Origin of the sequence: Saccharopolyspora sp. NPDC000359, from assembly GCF_040300525.1 — a bacterium.
In the GTDB taxonomy this organism is placed as follows: Bacteria; Actinomycetota; Actinomycetes; order Mycobacteriales; family Pseudonocardiaceae; genus Saccharopolyspora.
Genome location: NZ_JBEPDU010000031.1, coordinates 1 through 20701, shown reverse-complemented (window position 1 = coordinate 20701; position 20701 = coordinate 1). Strand labels below are relative to the sequence as shown.

The following is a 20701-nucleotide window of genomic DNA, read 5'->3' as shown; positions in this document are numbered from 1 at the left end:
CCCTTCGACGAACTACGGTGAGCCGTGCGACGAGGGTGGCGCGCAGCACACCGCCGCGCCACCGCTGGACAGCAGGCCGTTCGAGCAGGAAGAGGTGCATGTCGGTGCAGTCGACGTTGAACTCCGTGATCGGTCCGGAGTCCCCGGCACGGGTCGACGGCGGGGGCGAGTACCTCTCGCGCAACCCGGCGAACCTGGAGGACGTGGTCGCCCGGGTCTCGCTCGGGGGCCCGGACGTGCTGCCCGCGGCGACCGAGCAGGCGCAGCGGGCGCAGCGCGAGTGGGCGCAGGTGCCGGCGCCGGTGCGCGGGCGCGTGATCGCCGGGTTGGGCCGGTTGGTGGAGGCCAACAAGGAGTCGCTGGCGCGGCTGGTGACGCGCGAGATCGGCAAGCCCTACGCCGAGGCGCTGGGCGAGGTCCAGGAGATCGTCGACACCTGCGACTTCTTCCTGGGCGAGGGGCGGCGGCTCTACGGGCAGACGGTGCCCTCAGAGATGCCGGACAAGCAGTTGTTCACCTTCCGGGTCCCGGTCGGGGTGGCGGTGGTGATCACTGCGGGCAACTTCCCGGTCGCGGTCCCGTCCTGGTACCTGGTCCCCGCGCTGCTGTGCGGCAACGCAGTGGTGTGGAAGCCCGCCGAGTACGCCGCGGGAGCCGCCCGCGCGCTGGCCGAGCTGGCCTGGCGGGCCGGGGTGCCCAAGGGCGTGCTGAACCTGGTCTACGCCGACGGCGAGGCGACCTTCCAGGGCTTGGAGACCGCGCTGGCGGCGGGCACCGTCAACAAGGTCGGCTTCACCGGATCCAGCGCGGTCGGCTCGCAGGTCGGCGCCCTGTGCGGCAAGTACCTGCAGAGCCCGTGCCTGGAGCTGGGCGGCAAGAACCCGATGGTGGTCGCGCCGGACGCCGAGCTGGACCTGGCGGTGGAGGGCGCGCTGTTCTCCGGCTGGGGCACCGCCGGGCAGCGCTGCACCTCGCTGGGCAACCTGATCGTGCACCGCGACGTCCACGAGGAGTTCGTGCGGCGGTTGGACTCGGCGCTGCGGGCGGCGACCATCGGCGACCCGACCGGTGACGTGCTCTACGGGCCGCTGCTGGACCAGAAGTTCGCCGACAACTTCGAGCGCATCCTGGGCGAGATCGGCGACCACCACACCGTGCTGGGGTCCGAGTCGGTCGGGCGGATCACCGAGTCCGCGCCGCGCAAGGGCTTCCACGGCGACCCGGCCAGCGGGCTGTACTACCACCCGGTGCTGCTGGACGGCATGCGCCCGGACGACCACGTCTTCCGCAACGAGACGTTCGGGCCGATCGTCGGCGTGACCACCTACGAGACGCTGGACGAGGCCATCGAGCTGGGCAACGCGCCGGGCTACGGGCTGTCCGCGGCGGTCTACACCACCGACCCGGCCACCGCGTTCCGGTTCCGGCAGGGCATCGGCGCGGGCATGGTCAGCGTGAACAACTCCACCTCCGGGGCGGAGGCGCACCTGCCCTTCGGCGGCAACGGCAAGTCCGGCAACGGCAGCCGCCAGTCCGGGGTGTGGGTGCTCGACCAGTTCACCCGCTGGCAGTCGTTGAACTGGGACTTCTCCGGCAAGCTGCAGAAGGCGCAGATGGACGTCGACACCGTGGAGCCGGAGCTGGACTTCCGGCTGCCGCCCGAGCTGGGTGGTGCCCGGTGACGCTGCCCGCTCGGGCGGAGGTCGTCGTGGTCGGCGGCGGGGTGGTGGGCGTGAGCACCGCCTTCCACCTCGCCGAGGCCGGGGTGGACGTCCTGCTGCTCGAGCGCGACGAACTCGGTTCCGGCAGCACCAGCAAGGCCGCCGGTGGGGTGCGGGCGCAGTTCTCCGACCCGGTCAACATCGAGCTCGGGCGGCGCAGCCTGCGGGCGTTCGAGGACTTCGCGCGGCGGCCCGGTGGTGAGATCGACCTCAAACAGTTCGGCTACCTGTTCCTGCTGTCGGACCCCGAGGACGTCGCGGCGTTCGAGGCCGGGGTGCGGCTGCAGAACGAGTTCGGCGTGCCGAGCCGGATGCTGACCGTCGCCGAGGCGTGCGAGCTCTCCCCGTACGTGGTGCCCGACGGCCTGCTGGCGGCGGCCTTCTCCCCCACCGACGGGCACTGCACCCCGGAGGCGGTGGTGCAGGGCTACGCCCAAGCCGCCCGGCAGCACGGCGCGGTGATCCGGCGGCACTGCGCCGTCACCGGCATCGAGACCGCGGGTGGGCAGATCACCGCCGTGCGCACCGAGCACGGGTCGGTGTCGACCTCCACCGTGGTGTGCGCGGCGGGGGCCTGGTCGGCGGAGGTCGGCGGGATGGTCGGCGTCGACCTGCCGGTGCGCCCGCTGCGGCGGCAGATCCTGGTCACCGAACCCGTGCCGGACCTGCCGCCCCGGCTGCCGTTCACCATCGACTTCGCCACCAGCTTCTACTTCCACGACGAGGGGCCGGGCCTGCTCATCGGCATGTCCGACCCCGACGAGGAGCACGGGTTCAGCGTGCACACCGACGACCGCTGGCTCGGTCGGCTGGCCGACGCGGTGGCGCGGCGGGCGCCCCGGCTGGCCGAGGTCGGGGTGGCGCACCGCTGGGCCGGGCTCTACGAGGTCACCCCCGACCACAACGCGCTGGTCGGCGAGGCCGGGGGTCCGGGCCGGTTCCTCTACGCCACCGGCTTCTCCGGGCACGGCTTCCTGCAGGGACCCGCCATCGGCGAGGTGCTGCGGGACCTGGTGCTGGACCGGGCCCCGGCGGTCGACGTCTCGGCGCTGGACGTGCGCCGCTTCGCCACCGCCGAGGTCCGCCCCGAGCACAACTGCGTGTGATCCGAACTCGCGCCGTGCGCGGCGGTGGTCGTCCGCACCACCGCCGCGCACCAGCGCGGAACTCGCTGCCGACGAAGGAGCGCGAACGTGCGTGATCTGTTGCAGGACATCGACGAGTGGGGCCCGGAGAAGGTCGTGTGCGTCTCGGACGCGCGGACCGGGATGCGGGGCGTGCTGGTCATCGACAACACCGCCCGCGGCACCGGCAAGGGCGGCACCCGGATGAGCCCGACCGTCACCGTCGGCGAGATCGCCCGGCTGGCGCGGGTGATGACCTGGAAGTGGGCCGCGGTCGACCTGTTCCACGGCGGCGCCAAGGCCGGCATCTTCGCCAACCCGGACTCGCCGGACAAGGAGCGGATCGTGCGCGCCTTCGCGCGGCGGCTGGCCGACCAGATCCCGGCCAGCTACGTCGCCGGGCTGGACATGGGCATGACCGAGCACGACGCGGCGATCATCCAGGACGAGCTGGGTGACCGCGGCGCGGCGGTCGGCGTGCCGGAACCACTGGGCGGGGTGCCCTACGACCAGCTGGGCGTGACCGGGCACGGGGTCGCCGAAGCGGTCGAGGCCGCGCTGGCGCACCAGGGCCGCAGCATCGCGGGCGCCCGGGTGGCGGTGCAGGGGTTCGGCGCGGTGGGCGCCGCAGCGGCCAAGCGGCTGCACGAGCTCGGTGCACAGCTGGTCGCGCTGTCCACGATCGACGGCTCGGTGCACGACCCGGACGGGCTCGACGTGCCGGGCTGGCTGGACGCGCGCGCCGAGTTCGGTGACGCCTGCGTGGCCAAAGCCCCTGCGGCGCAGCGCATCCCGCGCGGCGACGAGCTGCTGGTGGACTGCGACGTGCTGATCCCGGCGGCCGGGCAGGACGTCATCGACGAGGACGTGGCCGCCAAGATCCGGGCCGGGTTGGTCGTGGAGGGCGCGAACCTGCCCACCACGCCGGAGGCGCGGGTGCTGCTGGCCGGGCGCGAGATCACCGTGGTCCCGGACTTCATCGCCAACGCCGGTGGCGCGATCGCCGCCGGGTTCGCCATGGACGCCCGGCACTCCGCGTTCCGCCCCGAACCGACGGCCATCCTGGCCTCGGTGGCCGAGCGCACCCGCAACAACACGGTGCTGGTGCTCGACACCGCGAACCGCACCGGGTTGCTGCCGCACGAGGCCGCGCTGGACCTGGCCAAGCAGCGGGTCCGCACCGCGATGGAGTTGCGCGGGCGCCTGCCCCAGCCCGCCTGAGCAGGACGGACCGGCGCCGTCGCGTCCCGGGTGTTGCGCCCGGGCACCCCGAGGGCCGAACGTTGCTCCGAACCTCGAGAGTTGAAGGGGCCGGCATGCTGAACCCGATCCACCTGCGAACCCTCCAGGAATGCGTGCGCACCGGTTCGTTCGCCGAAGCTGGGCGGGCGCTCGGCTACACCGCATCGGCCGTCTCGCAGCAGATGGTGCTGTTGGAGCGCGCGATCGGCTCGACGCTGTTCGAGCGCTCCGCCCGCAGCGCCCGGAGCACCGCCTTGGCCGTGCGGCTCGCCGAACGCAGCCGCGACGCCCTGGGCGCGCTGGACGCGCTGGAACGCGAAGTGCGCGCCATGGTCGCCGGGGAGGAGGGCAGCCTGCGGCTGGCCAGCTTCGCCACCGCCAACGCGCGGGTGCTGCCGGACGTGCTGGCGGCGGTGGTCACCCAGCGCCCGAACGCCGAGGTCCAGCTCGACGAGGGCGAACCGGACGAGGTGCTCGGCGGGGTGTTGGACGGAACCCTGGACGCGGCGGTGGTCTTCGAGTACGACTTGGACCCCCGCCAGTGGCCGGTCGAGCTGTGCGTGGAGGAGCTGATGGCCGAACCGCTGCGGCTCGCCCTGCCCGAAACGCACCGCCTCGCCCGCGCCGCCGAGGTGGACCTGCGCGACCTGGCCGAGGACGCCTGGATATGCACCCGCCAGGACACCGCGGGCGCCCGCTCGCTGGTCCGCCTGGCAGCAGCAGCCGGTTTCGTCCCGAAGATCACCTTCCGCAGCAATGACTACTCGGTGATCCGCGACCTGGTGGCCCGCGAACTCGGCGTGGCGGTCCTCCCGGGCCTGGCTCTCCCGGACCAGGAGGTCCGCATCTGCCGGATGGCGGGCTGGCAACCCCACCGCCGCGTCAAAGCCCTCTACCGCAAGCAGAACACCAACCCCCTGCTCCCCATCGCCCTGGAATGCCTGGCCAAGTCCTGCGCCCAAGTGGCCAACAACTGGCACCCGAACCCACCCGAATGACACCAGAAGACCAACCCAAACCCTCCACCAAGGCACCCAACGCCGGCAAGGGGCGTAGGGCACCCCTAGCCGACAGCCAAGGGCCCGCCACCCCCAAACCCCTTTGAAAACCCAGTACCGACCCCCACCCAACCGCACCTCAGGGGACCGTGACGCAGCCCAGCCACGAGCAACCTCCCCAACGCACCCCCACCTCCCAACGCAACCACCACTGAAAATCCCGGAGAGGCGGCACAGTGAGCACCGAGCCTGTTGACGAGTTCTTCCAGCGCACCGTGGCCGGTTGGCCCGCCCGCCCGGGGACCGGCTCAAACCTCGCCGACGACCTGCTGGCGCTGTTCGACTCACAGGCCGGGAGCCGGCACCTCGACCTGCAGGCCCGGCAGCTGGGCAAGCAGGGCCGGGGCTTCTACAGCATCGGCTCGTCCGGTCACGAGTCCAACGCCGCGGTCGCCGCCGCGTTGCGCCCGACCGACCCGGCGCTGCTGCACTACCGCTCCGGCGGCTTCTACGTGCACCGCGCCCGCCAGGTGCCTGACCAGCACCCGCTGCGCGACGTGCTGCTGGGGGTCGTGGCCTCCGCCGACGAGCCGATCTCGGCGGGCCGCCACAAGGTGTTCGGCAACGCCGAGCTGGCCGTCATCCCGCAGACCTCGACCATCGCCTCGCACCTGCCGCGCGCGGTGGGCCTGGCCTTCTCGCTGGGCCGGGCGGCCAAGCTGGGGGTGGCCAGCGGGTGGCCGGAGGACTCGGTCGTGGTGTGCAGCTTCGGTGACGCCTCGGCGAACCACTCCACCACCACCGGGGCGATCAACTCCGCGCTGCACTGCGCGTTCCAGGACCTGCCGATGCCGCTGCTGCTGGTGTGCGAGGACAACGGCATCGGGATCAGCGTGCGGACCCCGAAGGGCTGGATCGAATCGACCTACGCCGACCGCGCCGGGCTGCGCTACTTCACCGCCGACGGCGCCGACCCGGTGCAGTGCCTGTCGGTGGCCCGGGAGGCCGCGGACTTCGTCCGCCAGCACCGCGCTCCGGCGTTCCTGCACCTGCGCACCGTGCGGTTGATGGGGCACGCCGGGTCGGATGTGGAGTCCGGCTACCGGTCGCGCACCGAGATCACCGGCGACTACCAGCGCGATCCGCTGCTGGGCACGGCGAAGGCGCTGGTGGACAACGGGATCCTGCGCCCGAAGGAGGTGCTGGCGCGCTACGAGGACAAGCGCGCGGAGGTCGCCCGGACCGCCGAGGAGGCGCTGGGGCGGCGCAAGCTGGGCAGCGCCGCGGAGGTCATGGCCTCGATCTGCCAGGACCGGCCGGAGGTGGTGGAGCGCCGGGCACTGGAGGTCCCGCCGCGGGAGCACTTCGGCGACCGGTTGCCCGAGGACGAGGGCCCGCTGACGCTGGCGCAGGCGATCAACCGCTCCCTGGCCGAGGAGCTGGGCCGCGACCCGGGCGTGGTCGTCTTCGGCGAGGACGTCTCCCGCAAGGGCGGCGTGTATGGGGTGACGCGCGGCCTGCGCAAGAAGTTCGGGGCCACCAAGGTCTTCGACACCCTGCTGGACGAGCAGAGCATCCTCGGCACCGCGCTGGGCGCCGGGCTCGCCGGTCTGCTGCCCATCCCGGAGATCCAGTACCTGGCCTACGTCCACAACGCGGCCGACCAGCTGCGTGGCGAAGCCAGCACGCTGAGCTTCTTCGCCAACGGCCAGTACCGCAATCCCGTGGTGGTGCGCATCGCGGGTTACGGGTACCAGAAGGGCTTCGGCGGCCACTTCCACAACGACAACAGCATCACCGCGCTGCGCGACATGCCGGGGGTCGTGCTCGCCTCCCCCTCCCGCCCGGACGACGCCGCGGCGATGCTGCGCACCTGCGTGGCGGCGGCCCACGAGGACGGCCGGGTGTGCCTGTTCCTCGAACCCATCGCCCTATACCACACCCGCGACCTGCACGAACCCGGCGACGGCGGCTGGCTGGCACCGTACCCGGCACCGGGCTCGCACCACGTCCCCCTCGGCCGGGCCCGCCAGTACGGCGAAGGCGCGGACCTGACGCTGGTCAGCTTCGGCAACGGCGTGCCCATGAGCCTCCGGACGGCGCGGCGCCTGCGCGAGCGCGGGATCGACGCAAGGGTCCTGGACCTGCGCTGGCTGGCCCCGCTCCCGGTCGACGACCTGCTCACCGCGGCGGAAGCCACCGGCCGGGTCCTCGTGGTGGACGAGACCCGCCGCACCGGCGGTGTCTCCGAAGCGGTGGTGACGGCCCTGGTCGACGGCGGCTTCACCGGGCCGGTCGCCCGGGTCACCAGCGAGGACAGCTTCATCCCGCTCGGCGCGGCGGCCTACCACGTGCTCCTCGACGAGGAAACCATCGAGACCGCGGCCCTCAAGCTCGCCAACGGCTGATCCGCGGCGACTGGGCAAGCTGACCGTGAGCGGTCGCGAACCTGACCGTCCGCTGACCGTTTCCGCTGCTCAGACCCCTCACCGGAGGAAGCCCGGGGGCGGCCCGGCCGTAGAATGCCGACTGCCGGGCGGGGACACCGCCGCGGCTGGCTCGAGAGACGACGGGTACCTGCCATGCTGTCCGCCCCACCGACCGACGGTGTCGCACCCCCGCGCGGGAGCGGGCAGCGGCTGCTCGTCGTGGACGACGACCCGATGCTGGCCGAGATGCTGGAGACCACGCTGAGCCTGGCGGGCTACCGGGTGACCGTCGCCGACCGCGGGGCCGAGGCCCTGCGCGCCTGCGACTCGATCCGCCCGGACCTGCTCGTGCTGGACGTGATGCTGCCCGACATGGACGGGTTCGCGGTGTGCCAGCGGCTGTTCGAGAGCGGGGCGCGGATCCCGGTGCTGTTCCTGACCGCCCGGGACGCCGTCGAGGACCGCGTCGCCGGGTTGACCATGGGCGCCGACGACTACCTGACCAAGCCGTTCAGCGTGGTCGAGCTGCTCGCCAGGGTGCACGTCCTGCTGCGCAGGGCGGGGATGACCGCGGAACCGAGCCCGGTGCTGCGCTTCGCCGACCTGACCGTGGACGAGCGCAGCATGCGGGTCCGCCGCGGCGACCGGCTCGTCGAGCTCTCGCCGACCGAGTACAAGTTGTTGCGCTACCTGGTGCTCAACGCCGACCACGTGGTGTCGAAGGACCAGATCATGGACCACGTGTGGCAGCACCGCTTCGACGTCGGGGTCGTCGAGAAGCTGGTGTCCCGGCTGCGGGCGAAGGTGGACGCCACCCCGCCCGCCCTGATCCGCACGGTGCGCGGCTTCGGCTACAGCCTGTGCCACCCGGGGGACGACTGACGTGGCACGTGCCCGGCGCGGTTCGCTGCGGCGCCGACTGCTGGCGGGGGCGGTCCTGCTGGCCGCCCTGGGGATGGCGGTGGTCAACGTGGCCTCGCTGGTCGGGCTGCGCCTCTACCTCACCGAGGTCGCCGACGACAACCTCGCCCAGGCCCGCGAAGCGGTCCAGCGCTACGTCGGCCGCCAGGACTCGGCGATCTCGGAGATGGTCATCGACACGTTGGTCCCGGCTGGCTCCTACGTCGCGCTGCTCGACGAGCACGGGCGCGTGGTCGTGGAGACCTCGACCCGCGGTCCCGACGGGCAGCCCACCCCTCCCCCCGAGCTGCCGGACCCGGTTCCGGGCGGGTTCGCCGAGCACCCGGTCACCGTGACGGTCCAGGGCGGGCCCGTGCCGCGGTACCGCACCCTGGCCTTCCCCATCGGGTCGAACACCGCGGTCCGGCCAGCCAGCGGCGCCGCACCGGAGCCGGTCAGCACCATGGTGATCGCCAGCAGCCTGGCCCTGGCCGACGGTGTGGTGTACTGGCTGATCGGCGCCGACGTCGTGGCCTCGCTCGCCGCGCTGGCCGGGATCGCGGTGCTGGGGCACGGGGTGCTGCGGGTGGGCATGCGGCCGCTGCGGGACATGGCCAGGACCGCCACCGCGATCGCCGGTGGGGACCTCCGCCAGCGCGTGGAGGTCGACCAGCGCCACTACGAGGTCGGTGAGGTCGGTGAGGCGCTGAACCAGGCCTTCGACGCGCGGCAGCGCTCCGAGGAGCGGCTCCGCCAGTTCGTCGCCGACGCCTCGCACGAGCTGCGCACCCCGCTGACCACCATCCGAGGCTGGGCGCAGCTGCACCTGCACGGACTCGCCCAGCAGCCCGAACTGGCCGAGCGCGCGATGCTGCGGATCGAGGCGGAAGCCGCCCGGATGCACACCACCGTGGAGGAGCTGCTGCTGCTGGCCCGGCTGGACCAGGGGCGCCCGCTCGCCGACCTCCCCGTCGACCTCGGCAAGCTCGCGGCGGATGCCGTCGCCGACGCCCGCGCGCTCGACCCGGACCGGCCGATCACCGTCGACGTGCAGCCGGAGGTGTTCGCCAGCGGCGACGAGGAGCGGCTGCTGCAGGTGCTGCGGAACCTGCTCAGCAACGCCCAGCGGCACACGCCCGCCGGGACACCGGTCACCGTGGCCGTTCGCGCGCTGCCCGGCGACCGGGTCGAGCTGGCGGTTGCGGACCAGGGGCCCGGCATGAGCCCGGAGACTGCGCGCCGGATCTTCGAGCGCTTCTACCGCGGCGACGACTCCCGCAGCCCCGAAACGGGCGGTACCGGGCTGGGCCTGGCCATCGTCAAGTCCATCACCGGAGCGCTCGGCGGCGAGGTCGCGGTGACCACCGCCGAGGGTGCGGGCAGCACCTTCACCGTCACCCTGCCCGCCGCCCGCTGACCAGCGGCGCGCTCAGGCCGCCGGGTCCCCGAAGACCTTGCCCGGGTTGAAGATCCCCGCTGGGTCGAGGGCGCTCTTGATCGCGTGGTGCATGGCGACCACGTCGGGGCTCAGCTCGGCGTGGAGGCCCTTGCGCTTGAGCAGGCCCACCCCGTGCTCCCCCGTCACCGTGCCGCCCAGGGCGATCGCGTCGGCAACGATGTCGTCGAAGGCGAGCTGGGCCCGTTCGCGCGCCGCCTCGTCCCCGGGTGGGGTGATGATCAGCGGGTGCAGGTTGCCGTCCCCGGCGTGGGCGATGTTGGCGATCTGGGTCTCGTGGCGCTGGGCGGACGCTTCGATCCTCGACAGCATCTCCGGGACCGCCGCCCTCGGCACGCAGACGTCCTCGGTGAGGACCGGGCCGAGGCGTTCCAGCGCCGGGTAGGCCAGGCGCCGCGCTGCAAACAGGGCATCGGCTTCGTGCTCGTCGGTGGAGCGGGCGCTCCAGGTCGCCCCGGCGTCGTCGAAGCAGCGCAGGAGGGTGTCGACCTCCTGCTCCCCCGCTGCGCCCGGGGTGTCCGAGCGGCCCAGGAGCAGCACGTTCGCCTCGGCGCTGAGGCCCATGTTCTTCCACTCGTCGACCGCGCGGAGGCAGTGCTGGTCGAGCAGTTCCAGCGCCGACGGGACCACCCCGGCCGCCGCCACCGCCGCGACCGCTTCCCCGGCCTGCACCAGCGAATCGAAGTAGCCGACCACCGTGCGCTCCGGGGCGCGCAGGCCGGGCAGGAGCTTCACGGTGATCTCGGTGATCACACCGAGCGTGCCCTCCGAACCCACGAACAGGCCGCACAGGTCGTAACCGGCCACGCCCTTGGCGGTGCGGCGCCCGAGGCGGACCACCTCGCCGCCGCCGACGACGGCTTCCAGGCCCAGCACGTAGTCGCGGGTCACGCCGTACTTCACGCAGCACACGCCGCCCGCGTTGGTGGAGGCGTTGCCACCGATGGTCGACCACGGGGAGCTCGCCGGGTCCGGTGGGTACCAGGCGCCGTGCTCGCGGCAGGCCGCGCGCAGGTCGTCGTTGACGACGCCGGGCTGCACCACAGCCAGCTGCTCGCGCGGGTTGATCTCCAGGATGCGGTCCATGTCCGCCAGCGAGATCAGCACGCAGCCGTCGATGGCGTTGGCACCGCCGGACAACCCGGTCCCGGCACCGCGCGGAACCACCGGGACCCCCAGCTCGGCGCAGATCCGGACGGTGGCCGCCACGTCCTCGGTGCTGCGCGCGCGGACCACGGCCAGGGGTTTGCCGAACGGGGCCCACTCGGCCTCGTCGTGGGCGAACCGACCGGTCGAGTCGGGATCGGTCAGCAGCACCGACTCCGGCAGTTCCGCGCGCAGCGCCGCCAAGGCCTTCTCCGACATCTCGCCCTCCGTCCGCGTCGAACCGCCCCCACGGTAACCAACGCCACCCACCACCCTTTAGCCGAGGCAACGACCCACTGGACGACCTGCAGTTCCAACTGCACCCACAGCACCCCAAACCGCAGTTTCAATTGAAACTGCGAACCACCGTGGCTGGGGATCGCAGTTTCAATTGAAACTGCGGTGGGTTCGGGGCGCGGGGGTCAGGGGTTGGTGGCGATGATGGTGTTCAGCAGGTCCGCGCCTGGGAAGTCCATCATGACCACGCCGGTGCGCGGGAGGTCGTGGGTCGACAGGTGCTCCAGGGCGTGGTCGTTCACGCCGCGGAAGCCCGCCGCTCCGCAGGCCACCGCGCTCGGGGGCGCAGCCGGGCTGGAGCCACTGGTGAAGTTCAAAAACAGCTCGCCGGGGTCCGCCGACACTGTCGTGCCCAGGTGGTCCCGGGCCTTGGCCCACTTGTCGTCGATGTCGAACAGCGTCGGCACGGTGTACTCGTCCTGGACGCGCTCGCCCCAGGTGTCGTTGGTGAGCTGACCGACGCCGCGGCCCTCGTGCAGACCACCGCGCGCCCCCTGCAGCGCCACCAGGACGATCTTGCGGCGCGCCTCGCCGAGGGTCGGGACGGCACCGCCCGCCGGGTCGAGCAGGTACTCGCCGTTGGGGTCGTTGTCCCGGTACCAGTCCAGGATCTGCGCCTCGTCGAGCTGGCTGCCCTCGTCGGCGCACGAGCCCACCTCACCGGTGCACTCGGCCTTCAGCCGCAGCAGGACCGCCTCCCCCGGGTGCGCGGCCAGGAAGTCCCCGGCCTCCCGCAGCACGTCGGAGAAGTTCGCGTTCTGGTAGAACGGCCCGTGGTGCAGCGTGAACCGGTCGTCGTAGCGGCGCACCCGGATGTCGATGGCGCGGATGCCCGACCGCAGCTGGACGGCCAGGGTTCGCGCGCTGTCGCCGTGGTCCTCCTGGGTCCGGGTCAGCTCACCGCCGTGCAGCGACAGCGTCTGGTGCGTGCCGGGGATCGACAGCTGCGCCAGGCTCGCGTCGTCGGGCAACCCGGCCATCCAGTCCGGGTTCGACGCCTCGGTGATGCCCTGGCAGTACGCCGCGGCAGCCGCCGTCCCCGGCACCGTCCCGACGGACAGCACCAGCGCGAGCGCGGCTGCCGCGCGAACCGCCTTCCCAGACATGCCGAACAGGATCGCGCCCCGGTCCCGGCTGCGGACCGAATGGCGGAAACTCGCCACCGGTTTCGGATCCAGCGGTGCCGAACTTCCCGCGAGGCCCGCCAGCACCGTCAAGGCGTGGTTCAGGTCCTCGTGCGGCGCCGCACCCGGGACAGCCCGGAAACCGGTGGTGGCGAAGGAGATCCAGGCCGCGCGCAGCTCGGCGTGGTCGGGTGCCCGGAACGACCCCGCCGCCCGGCGGTCAGGTCGGGCGGCGGGGTGTTCGTGGGCAGTTCGGTCAGGCGGCCTTGAGCACGCCGTCGACCAGCCCGAGGTGGCCCAGCACCTCGCGGGTGGCCTTGGCCCGGTTGAGGCTGTAGAAGTGCAGCGCCGGAACGCCTTCGGCGATCAGCTTCTCGCACAGCCGGGTGGTGATCTCCAGCCCCGCCTCGCGGAACCCGGCCGGGTCCTCGCGCAGCGGGTCCAGCACCGCCGACACCTCGTCCGGGATCGTCATGTTGCTCAGCTGGGTGGTCATGCCCAGCACCTTCGGCGTGGTGATCGGCATGACCCCCGGCAGCAGCGGCTGGTGGCAGCCGTGCTGGGCCAACCGGTCCCGCAGCCGCAGGAAGTACTCCGGCTCCAGGAACATCTGCGCCACCGAGAAGTCCGCCCCGGCACGCAGCTTGTTGACCATGTGCTTGGTGTCGGACTCCAGGTCCGGCGAACGCGGGTGCAGGTGCGGGAACGCCGCGACGCCGACGCTGAAGTCACCGCACTCGCGCACCAGCCGGACCAGCTCGTCGGCGTAGGTGATGCCCTCCGGGTGCGGGGTCCACTCGCCGAGCGGGTCGCCCGGCGGGTCGCCGCGGATCGCCAGCACGTTCTGGATGCCCTCGGCCGCGTACGATCCGATGACGTGCCGCAGCTCGGCGATCGAGTGGTTCACCCCGGTCAGGTGCGCCACCGGCACCAGGGTGGTGTCGCTGGCGATCCGGCCCGTGGTCCGCACCGTGCGGTCCCGGCTGGATCCGCCCGCGCCGTAGGTCACCGACACGTAGGCGGGGTCCAGCGGCTCCAGCTCCCGGATGGCCCGCCACAGGTGGCGTTCCTCCTCGTCGGTCTTCGGCGGGAAGAACTCCACCGAGAACACCGTCTTGCCGGGGCGCAGCCGGTCGATGACTTTGGTCATTCCTGGCCTCCCTCATTCCCAGCTAGGTCTCGTCAAGCAGCAGAACCGCCTCGCCCAGCGCGGCAGTACCCGCGGAACCCCACAGCGGCGAGCTGAACGGAAACCGGGCCACCGTCAGGCAAGCGCCGGAGGCGCTTCCGGCGGTGGACAGCAACCGCGAGGCCCTGTTGGCACTGATCCGAGGGTGTCGCATGCGCCGCAGGCGCATAACCCACTCCCGCAACCGGCACCGCCGCGGGTTCTCAGGGGCTTTCTCGCAAGGACAGCCCGGACGCCGCGTACGCCTCGGTACTCAAGTCCGGGATCCCGCAGTCGAGAAAGCCCCTGAGGTTCCGCTACCCGCACCGCTTTCGCAAGGCGAGCGCGGCCCCCGAAGATCAGTACCGGTAGTGGTCCGGCTTGTAGGGACCGTCCACGTCAACACCGATGTAGGCGGCCTGCTCCTTGGTCAGCTTGGTGAGCTTGACGCCGAGGGCGTCCAGGTGCAGGCGGGCGACCTTCTCGTCCAGGTGCTTGGGCAGCACGTAGACCTGCTTGTCGTACTCGCCCGGCTTGGTGAACAGCTCGATCTGGGCGATCGTCTGGTTGGTGAAGGAGTTCGACATCACGAAGCTGGGGTGGCCGGTGGCGTTGCCCAGGTTCAGCAGGCGGCCCTCGGACAGCACGATGATCGAGTGCCCGTCCGGGAACGCGTACTCGTGGACCTGCGGCTTGATCTCCTGCTTCTTGATGCCCGGGGTCTTCTCCAGCCCGGCCATGTCGATCTCGTTGTCGAAGTGGCCGATGTTGCCCACGATGGCGTTGTGCTTCATCTTCGCCATGTGGTCGGCGGTGATGATGTTGAAGTTGCCGGTCGTGGTGACGAAGATGTCCGCGGTCGAGACGACCTCGTCCAGGGTGGTGACCTGGTAGCCGTCCATCGCCGCCTGCAGCGCGCAGATCGGGTCGATCTCGGTGACGATCACGCGGGCGCCCTGGCCGCGCAGCGACTCCGCCGAGCCCTTGCCGACGTCGCCGTAGCCGCAGACCACGGCGACCTTGCCGCCGATGAGCACGTCGGTGGCGCGGTTGATGCCGTCGACCAGCGAGTGGCGGCAGCCGTACTTGTTGTCGAACTTGGACTTGGTGACCGAGTCGTTGACGTTGATCGCCGGGAACAGCAGCTCACCGGTCTTGGCCAGCTCGTAGAGCCGGTGCACGCCGGTGGTGGTCTCCTCGGTGACGCCCTTGATCTCCGAGGCGATCTTGGTGAACCGCTTGCCGTCGGAGGCCAGGCTGTTGCGCAGCGTCTCCAGGATGACCTTGTACTCCTCCGGGTCGTCCGCGGAGGCCTGCGGGACGGCACCGGCCGCCTCGAACTCGACGCCCTTGTGCACCAGCAGGGTGGCGTCCCCACCGTCGTCGAGGATCATGTTCGGGCCCTGCTCGCCGAACTGGAACAGCTGGTCGGTGCACCACCAGTACTCCTCCAGCGTCTCGCCCTTCCAGGCGAACACCGGGACGCCGGCGGGGGCCTCCGGGGTGCCGTTGGGGCCGACGACGACCGCCGCGGCGGCCTCGTCCTGGGTGGAGAAGATGTTGCAGGACACCCAGCGGACCTCGGCGCCCAGCGCGACCAGGGTCTCGATCAGCACGGCGGTCTGCACGGTCATGTGCAGCGAGCCGGCGATCCGCGCGCCCTTCAACGGCTGGGAGGCCGCGTACTCCTCGCGGGTCGCCATCAGGCCCGGCATCTCGTGCTCGGCCAACCGGATCTGGTGCCGCCCGGCCTCGGCCAGCGCCAGATCCCTGACGGCGAACTCCAGGCCGTTGACCTTCTGCAGCTTCGCGCTCATGGCTTCCTTTCTGGTTTCCCGATCATGTCAGGTCTTCGCGGATCGGGCTCCTGTGCAGGGTAGCGCCCACGAGGGGGCCCCGACCTGCGCCGATCCGCAGTCGTCCGGTCGTTGCCGGGCGGCGTGCGCGGAGCTGCCCAGCTCGCACCGCCGCGCACACCGCTGCCCGGGAACGGTTGCTCACGTGTTGAAGTACTTGGCTTCCGGGTGGTGGGCGACGATCGCGTCGGTGGACTGCTCGGGGTGGAGCTGGAACTCCTCCGAGAGGACCACGCCGATGCGCTCGGACTCCAGCAGGTCGACGATCTTGGCCCGGTCCTCGATGTCCGGGCAGGCGCCGTAGCCGAAGGAGTACCGCGCGCCGCGGTAGCCGAGCTTGAAGAACTCCCGCACGTCCGCGGGGTCCTCCTGGGCCACCGTGCCGCCGCTGGACCAGGCCAGCTCGCGGCGGACGCGGCGGTGCCAGTACTCGGCCAGCGCCTCGGTGAGCTGCACGCTCAGGCCGTGCACCTCCAGGTAGTCCCGGTAGGCGTTCTTGGCGAACAGCTCGTTGGCGTAGTCGGCGATCGGCTGGCCCATGGTGACCAGCTGCATCGGCAGCACGTCCACCTGGCCGGTCTGCTCGGCCTGCTCCCGGGTGCGGAAGAAGTCGGCCAGGCACAGCCGCCGGTCGCGCTTCTGCCGCGGGAAGAAGAACCGGCAGCGCTCCGGGGCGTCGGGCTCCTCCTTGTCCAGCACGACGAGGTGGTTGCCCTCGGTCACGCACGGGAAGTAGCCGTAGACCACCGCCGCGTGCTGCAGGATGCCCGCGGTGGACAGCTCGTCGATCCAGTGCCGCAGCCGGGGCCGCCCCTCGGTCTCGACCAGATCCTCGTAGGAGGGTCCTTCGCCCTTCTTGGCGCCGCGCAGGCCCCACTGGCCGAAGAACGTGGCCCGCTCGTCCAGCAGCGCCAGGTAGTCGGCGACCGCGACGCCCTTGACCACCTTGGAGCCCCAGAACGGCGGGGTGGGCACCGGCACGTCGGCGGCCACGTCGGAGCGCGTGGTGTCGTCGTAGCCGGGTTCCTCGCCCTGCTCGGCCTTGCGCTTCTCGGCGATGCGCAGGGACCGCTCGCGGCGGGCCTTGCGCTCGGCCTTCTTGACCTGCTCCTCGGCGTCCTCCTCGGGGCTGTCGCCGCGCTTGATGGCCATCAGCCGGTCCATCAGGTGCAGGCCCTCGAAGGCGTCCTTGGCGTAGCGCACGTCGCCCTGGTAGACCTCGTCCAGGTCGTGCTCGACGAAGGAGCGGGTCAGCGCCGCGCCACCCAGCATCACCGGGTACTTGTCGGCCAGGCCCCTGGAGTTCATCTCCTCCAGGTTCTCCTTCATGATCACAGTGGACTTCACCAGCAGCCCGGACATGCCGATGGCGTCGACCCGGTGCTCCTCGGCGGCTTCGAGGATGGCGCCGATCGGCTGCTTGATGCCGATGTTGACCACGTCGTAGCCGTTGTTGGACACGATGATGTCGACCAGGTTCTTGCCGATGTCGTGCACGTCGCCCTTGACCGTGGCCAGCAGCAGCTTGCCCTTGCCGCCGGAGTCGTCCTTCTCCATGTGCGGTTCGAGGTAGGCCACCGCGGCCTTCATCACCTCGGCCGACTGCAGCACGAACGGCAGCTGCATCTGCCCCGAGCCGAACAGGTCACCGACGACCTTCATGCCCGCCAGCAGGTTCTCGTTGATGATCGCCAGCGGCGGCTTCTCGGCCATCGCCGCGTCCAGGTCGGCCTCCAGGCCGTTGCGCTCACCGTCGATGATGCGCCGCTCCAGCCGCTCGAACAGCGGCAGCTTGGCCAGCTCCTCGGCGCGCGAGGCGCTGCTGGACTTCGCGGTCTGGCCCTCGAACAGCTGCATGAGCTTCTGCAGCGGGTCGTAGCCCTCGCGGCGCCGGTCGTAGACCAGGTCCAGCGCGACGCTGCGCGCCTCCTCGTCGATCTTGCTCATCGGCAGGATCTTGGAGGCGTTGAGGATCGCGGTGTCCAGCCCGGCTTCCCGGCACTCGTTGAGGAACACCGAGTTGAGCACCTGCCGCGCGGCCGGGTTGAGCCCGAACGAGACGTTGGACAGGCCGAGCGTGGTCTGCACCTGCGGGTGGCGCTTCTTGAGCTCCCGGATCGCGTTGATCGTCTCGATGGCGTCCTTGCGGACCTCCTCCTGCCCGGTGGTGATCGGGAAGACCAGGCAGTCGATGATGATCGCGGACTCCTCCAGGCCCCAGTTGGCGGTCATGTCCTCGATCAGCCGCTCGGCGACCCGCAGCTTCCACTCCGCGGTGCGCGCCTGGCCCTCCTCGTCGATGCAGGTCACCACGACGGTGGCACCGTGCTCGACGGCCATCTGCATGACCCGCTCGTACCGGGAGCCCGGCCCGTTGCCGTCCTCCCAGTTGACCGAGTTGATCGCGCACCGGCCACCGAGGTGCTCCAACCCGGCCTGGATGACCTCCGGCTCGGTGGAGTCGACCATGATCGGCAGCGTCGAGGCGGTCGCCAGCCGCGAGGCCAGCTCCCGCATGTCCACGGTGCCGTCCCGGCCCACGTAGTCCACGCACAGGTCGAGCATGTGCGCGCCCTCGCGGGTCTGGGCCTTGGCGATCTCCACGCAGTCGTCGTAGCGGCCCTCCAGCATGGCCTCGCGGAAGGCCTTGGAACCGTTCGTGTTGGTCCGCTCGCCGACGTTGAGGATGGAGGCGTCCTGCTCGAAGGGCACCGACTGGTACACCGACGAGATCGACGGGATGTGCTCCGGGGTGCGCGGTGCGGGGTTGATCCCGCGGACCGCCTCGGCCACCGCGCGGACGTGCTCGGTGGTGGTGCCGCAACAGCCGCCGACCAGCCGCGCCCCGTAGTCGTTGACGAACCCGACCAGCGCCTCGGCCAGCTCCTCGGGCTGCAGCGGGTACACCGCGCCGTTGGGGCCCAGCTCCGGCAGACCGGCGTTGGGCATCACCGACAGCGGGATGCGGGAGTGCTGTGCCAGCACCCGCAGGTGCTCGCTCATCTCCGCCGGGCCGGTCGCGCAGTTCATCCCGATCAGGTCGATGCCCAGCGGCTCCAGCGCGGTCAGCGCCGCGCCGATCTCGGAACCGACCAGCATGGTGCCGGTGGTCTCCACGGTGACCTGCGCGATGATCGGCACCCGCCGCCCGGCCTGGGCCATCGCCCGCTTGGCCGCGATGATCGAGGCCTTGGTCTGCAGCAGGTCCTGCGAGGTCTCGACCAGCACCGCGTCGATGCCGCCGTCGAGCATGCCCAGGACCTGCTCCAGGTAGGCGTCGCGCAGCTTCGCGTAGGGCGCGTGCCCCAGCGTCGGCAGCTTGGTGCCCGGTCCGACGGAGCCCAGCACGAACCGCGGCCGCTCCGGCGTGGAGTACTCGTCGGCCGCTTCGCGGGCCAGCGCCGAGCCCTTCTCGGCGAGCTCCCGGATGCGCTCCGGGATGTCGTACTCGGCGAGGTTGGCCCAGTTCGCGCCGAAGGTGTTGGTCTCGATCGCGTCCGAGCCCGCCTCCAGGTAGCCCCGGTAGATCGAGGACACCACGTCGGGCCGGGTCACGTTGAGGATCTCGTTGCAGCCCTCCAGGTTGGCGAAGTCGTCCAACGTCAGGTCGAAACCCTGCAACGCGGTGCCCATGCCACCGTCGGCGACGAGGACGCGCTCGCCGAGGGCGGTCAGGAACCCGCTCGGATCGTTCTGCCGATCTGCCATTGCCGTGCCTACTCCCCGTTGCTCAGCGGAGCTTCGCCCCGACCTCGCCCGCAGCCGAGTCACCGTACGCCTCGGCGAACCGGGCGAGGAACGACTCGCGCTCCACCTGGTACTCCTGCGGGCCGTCTGCCTCCAGGGAAACAGTGGCCAGGGCACATCCGAGCTGCAGCGACCTCTCCAGTCCCAGATCGTGGGAAAGTCCGGCCAGGAACCCGGCGCGCAGCGCGTCGCCGACCCCGGTCGGGTCGCCCTTCTGCTTCTCCTTCGGCGGCTCCACCTGCACCGAGGGTTGCGACCCGGACTCCACCTGGACGCCCTTCGGGCCCAGCGTGGTCACCCAGCTGCCGACCCGGTCGAGCACCTCGGCGTGGCTCCAGCCGGTGCTCTGCAGCAGCAGGCCGTGCTCGTACTCGTTGGTGAACAGGTACTGCGCGCCCTCGACCAGCTTGCGGATCCCGTCGCCGTCCATCCGGGCCAGCTGCTGGCCGGGGTCGGCGATGAACCGGTAGCCGCGGTCCCGGCACTCCTGGGTGTGCCGCAGCATCGCGTCCGGGTCGTTGGCGGAGACGACCACCACGTCGAGCCCGCCGACGCGATCGGCGACCGGCTTGAGCTCGATGTCGCGGGCCTCGGCCATCGCGCCGGCGTAGAACGAGGCGATCTGGTTGAAGTCGGTGTCGGTGGTGCACAGGAACCGGGCGGTGTGCTTGGTCTCCGAGACGTGCACCGAGGCGGTGTCCACGCCGTGCCGCTCCAGCCAGGAGCGGTAGTCGTCGAAGTCGCGGCCGACGGCGCCGACCAGGATCGAGCCGACGCCCAGCTGCCCGAGGCCGAAGGTGATGTTGGGAGCCACCCCGCCGCGGCGCAAGACCAGCTCGTCGACCAGGAACGACAGCGACACCTGGTCCAGGCGGTCGGCGACGAGCTGCTCGGTGAACCTACCGGGGTAGGACATCAGGTGGTCGGTGGCGATGGATCCGGTCACCGCAATCCGCACTGCACTACTCCTTTACCAGGGGGCGGGCCCGCCCCGAAGCTCTCCACATGGACGGCCGTCGCACCGGACTGCGGGGCACGGTCCCCCGCGCCCCGCAGTCCGCGCGCCAGCTCCGGCGTTCGATCAGATGCCGGCGGCGCTCTTCAGCGCCTCGGCACGGTCGGTGCGCTCCCACGGCAGGTCCACGTCACTGCGTCCGAAGTGACCGTACGCGGCCGTCTGCGCGTAAATCGGGCGCAGGAGGTCCAGGTCACGCACGATGGCGGCCGGACGCAGGTCGAAGACCTCGTTGATCGCCGCCTGGATCTTGACCGGGTCGACGTTCTCGGTGCCGAAGGTCTCCACGAACAGGCCGACCGGGGCCGCCTTGCCGATCGCGTAGGCCACCTGCACCTCGATCCGGCTGGCCAGGCCCGCGGCGATGGCGTTCTTGGCCACCCAGCGCATGGCGTAGGCCGCCGAGCGGTCCACCTTCGACGGGTCCTTGCCGGAGAACGCGCCGCCGCCGTGGCGGGCCATGCCGCCGTAGGTGTCG

General features: G+C 71.4%; 14 protein-coding genes. 7 read left to right on the top strand and 7 right to left on the bottom strand.

Annotation, left to right across the window (positions count from 1 at the left end; all coding sequences use genetic code 11):
• Nucleotides 1-98: 98 nt before the first annotated feature.
• The 7 genes from ABT324_RS20150 (at nucleotide 99) to ABT324_RS20120 (ending at nucleotide 9831) form a co-directional block, all read left to right on the top strand.
• Nucleotides 99-1682, top strand: coding sequence for an aldehyde dehydrogenase family protein (locus ABT324_RS20150; protein WP_351179505.1), 1584 nt, complete (start codon nucleotides 99-101; stop codon nucleotides 1680-1682).
• The gene (locus ABT324_RS20145) at nucleotides 1679-2827 is read left to right on the top strand and encodes an NAD(P)/FAD-dependent oxidoreductase (RefSeq protein WP_351179502.1); all 1149 of its coding nucleotides are present in this window, start codon (nucleotides 1679-1681) and stop codon (nucleotides 2825-2827) included. The genes ABT324_RS20150 and ABT324_RS20145 overlap by 4 nt, the downstream gene beginning before the upstream one ends.
• Nucleotides 2828-2914: 87 nt before the next feature.
• Entirely contained in the window at nucleotides 2915-4066 is a 1152-nt protein-coding gene (locus ABT324_RS20140) for a Glu/Leu/Phe/Val family dehydrogenase (protein ID WP_351179499.1), read from the top strand.
• A gap of 95 nt (nucleotides 4067-4161) precedes the next feature.
• The gene (locus tag ABT324_RS20135; protein WP_351179496.1) at nucleotides 4162-5085 is read left to right on the top strand and encodes a LysR family transcriptional regulator; all 924 of its coding nucleotides are present in this window, start codon (nucleotides 4162-4164) and stop codon (nucleotides 5083-5085) included.
• A gap of 236 nt (nucleotides 5086-5321) precedes the next feature.
• Nucleotides 5322-7493 (top strand): thiamine pyrophosphate-dependent enzyme, encoded by a 2172-nt coding sequence (locus ABT324_RS20130; protein WP_351179493.1) that lies wholly within the window; start codon nucleotides 5322-5324, stop codon nucleotides 7491-7493.
• A gap of 174 nt (nucleotides 7494-7667) precedes the next feature.
• A complete protein-coding gene (locus ABT324_RS20125) occupies nucleotides 7668-8396 on the top strand; it encodes a response regulator transcription factor (protein ID WP_351179490.1) in 729 nt (242 codons plus the stop codon).
• A 1-nt stretch (nucleotide 8397) separates the two neighbouring features.
• On the top strand, nucleotides 8398-9831 hold the full coding sequence (locus ABT324_RS20120; RefSeq protein ID WP_351179488.1) for a sensor histidine kinase: 1434 nt from the start codon (nucleotides 8398-8400) through the stop codon (nucleotides 9829-9831).
• A gap of 12 nt (nucleotides 9832-9843) precedes the next feature.
• On the opposite strand, the gene ABT324_RS20115 is transcribed toward ABT324_RS20120, so the two are convergent.
• From ABT324_RS20115 to ABT324_RS20085, 7 genes are all read right to left on the bottom strand, one after another.
• Nucleotides 9844-11235 (bottom strand): FAD-binding oxidoreductase, encoded by a 1392-nt coding sequence (locus tag ABT324_RS20115; protein ID WP_351179485.1) that lies wholly within the window; start codon nucleotides 11233-11235, stop codon nucleotides 9844-9846.
• Between the two features lie 203 nt (nucleotides 11236-11438).
• Nucleotides 11439-12419, bottom strand: coding sequence for a phosphatidylinositol-specific phospholipase C (locus tag ABT324_RS20110; protein ID WP_351179482.1), 981 nt, complete (start codon nucleotides 12417-12419; stop codon nucleotides 11439-11441).
• Nucleotides 12420-12693: 274 nt separating this feature from the next.
• Entirely contained in the window at nucleotides 12694-13587 is an 894-nt protein-coding gene (locus tag ABT324_RS20105) for a methylenetetrahydrofolate reductase (RefSeq protein WP_351179479.1), read from the bottom strand.
• A 377-nt stretch (nucleotides 13588-13964) separates the two neighbouring features.
• Nucleotides 13965-15422: an adenosylhomocysteinase gene (gene ahcY / locus ABT324_RS20100; RefSeq protein WP_351179476.1), complete on the bottom strand. Its 1458-nt coding sequence runs from the start codon at nucleotides 15420-15422 to the stop codon at nucleotides 13965-13967.
• Nucleotides 15423-15602: 180 nt separating this feature from the next.
• On the bottom strand, nucleotides 15603-19169 hold the full coding sequence (gene metH / locus ABT324_RS20095; RefSeq protein ID WP_351179473.1) for a methionine synthase: 3567 nt from the start codon (nucleotides 19167-19169) through the stop codon (nucleotides 15603-15605).
• 22 nt (nucleotides 19170-19191) lie between these two features.
• Entirely contained in the window at nucleotides 19192-20166 is a 975-nt protein-coding gene (locus ABT324_RS20090; RefSeq protein ID WP_351179470.1) for a carbohydrate kinase family protein, read from the bottom strand.
• 123 nt (nucleotides 20167-20289) lie between these two features.
• A partial coding sequence (locus tag ABT324_RS20085) for a methionine adenosyltransferase domain-containing protein (RefSeq protein WP_351179467.1) occupies nucleotides 20290-20701 on the bottom strand: 412 nt, incomplete at its 5' end.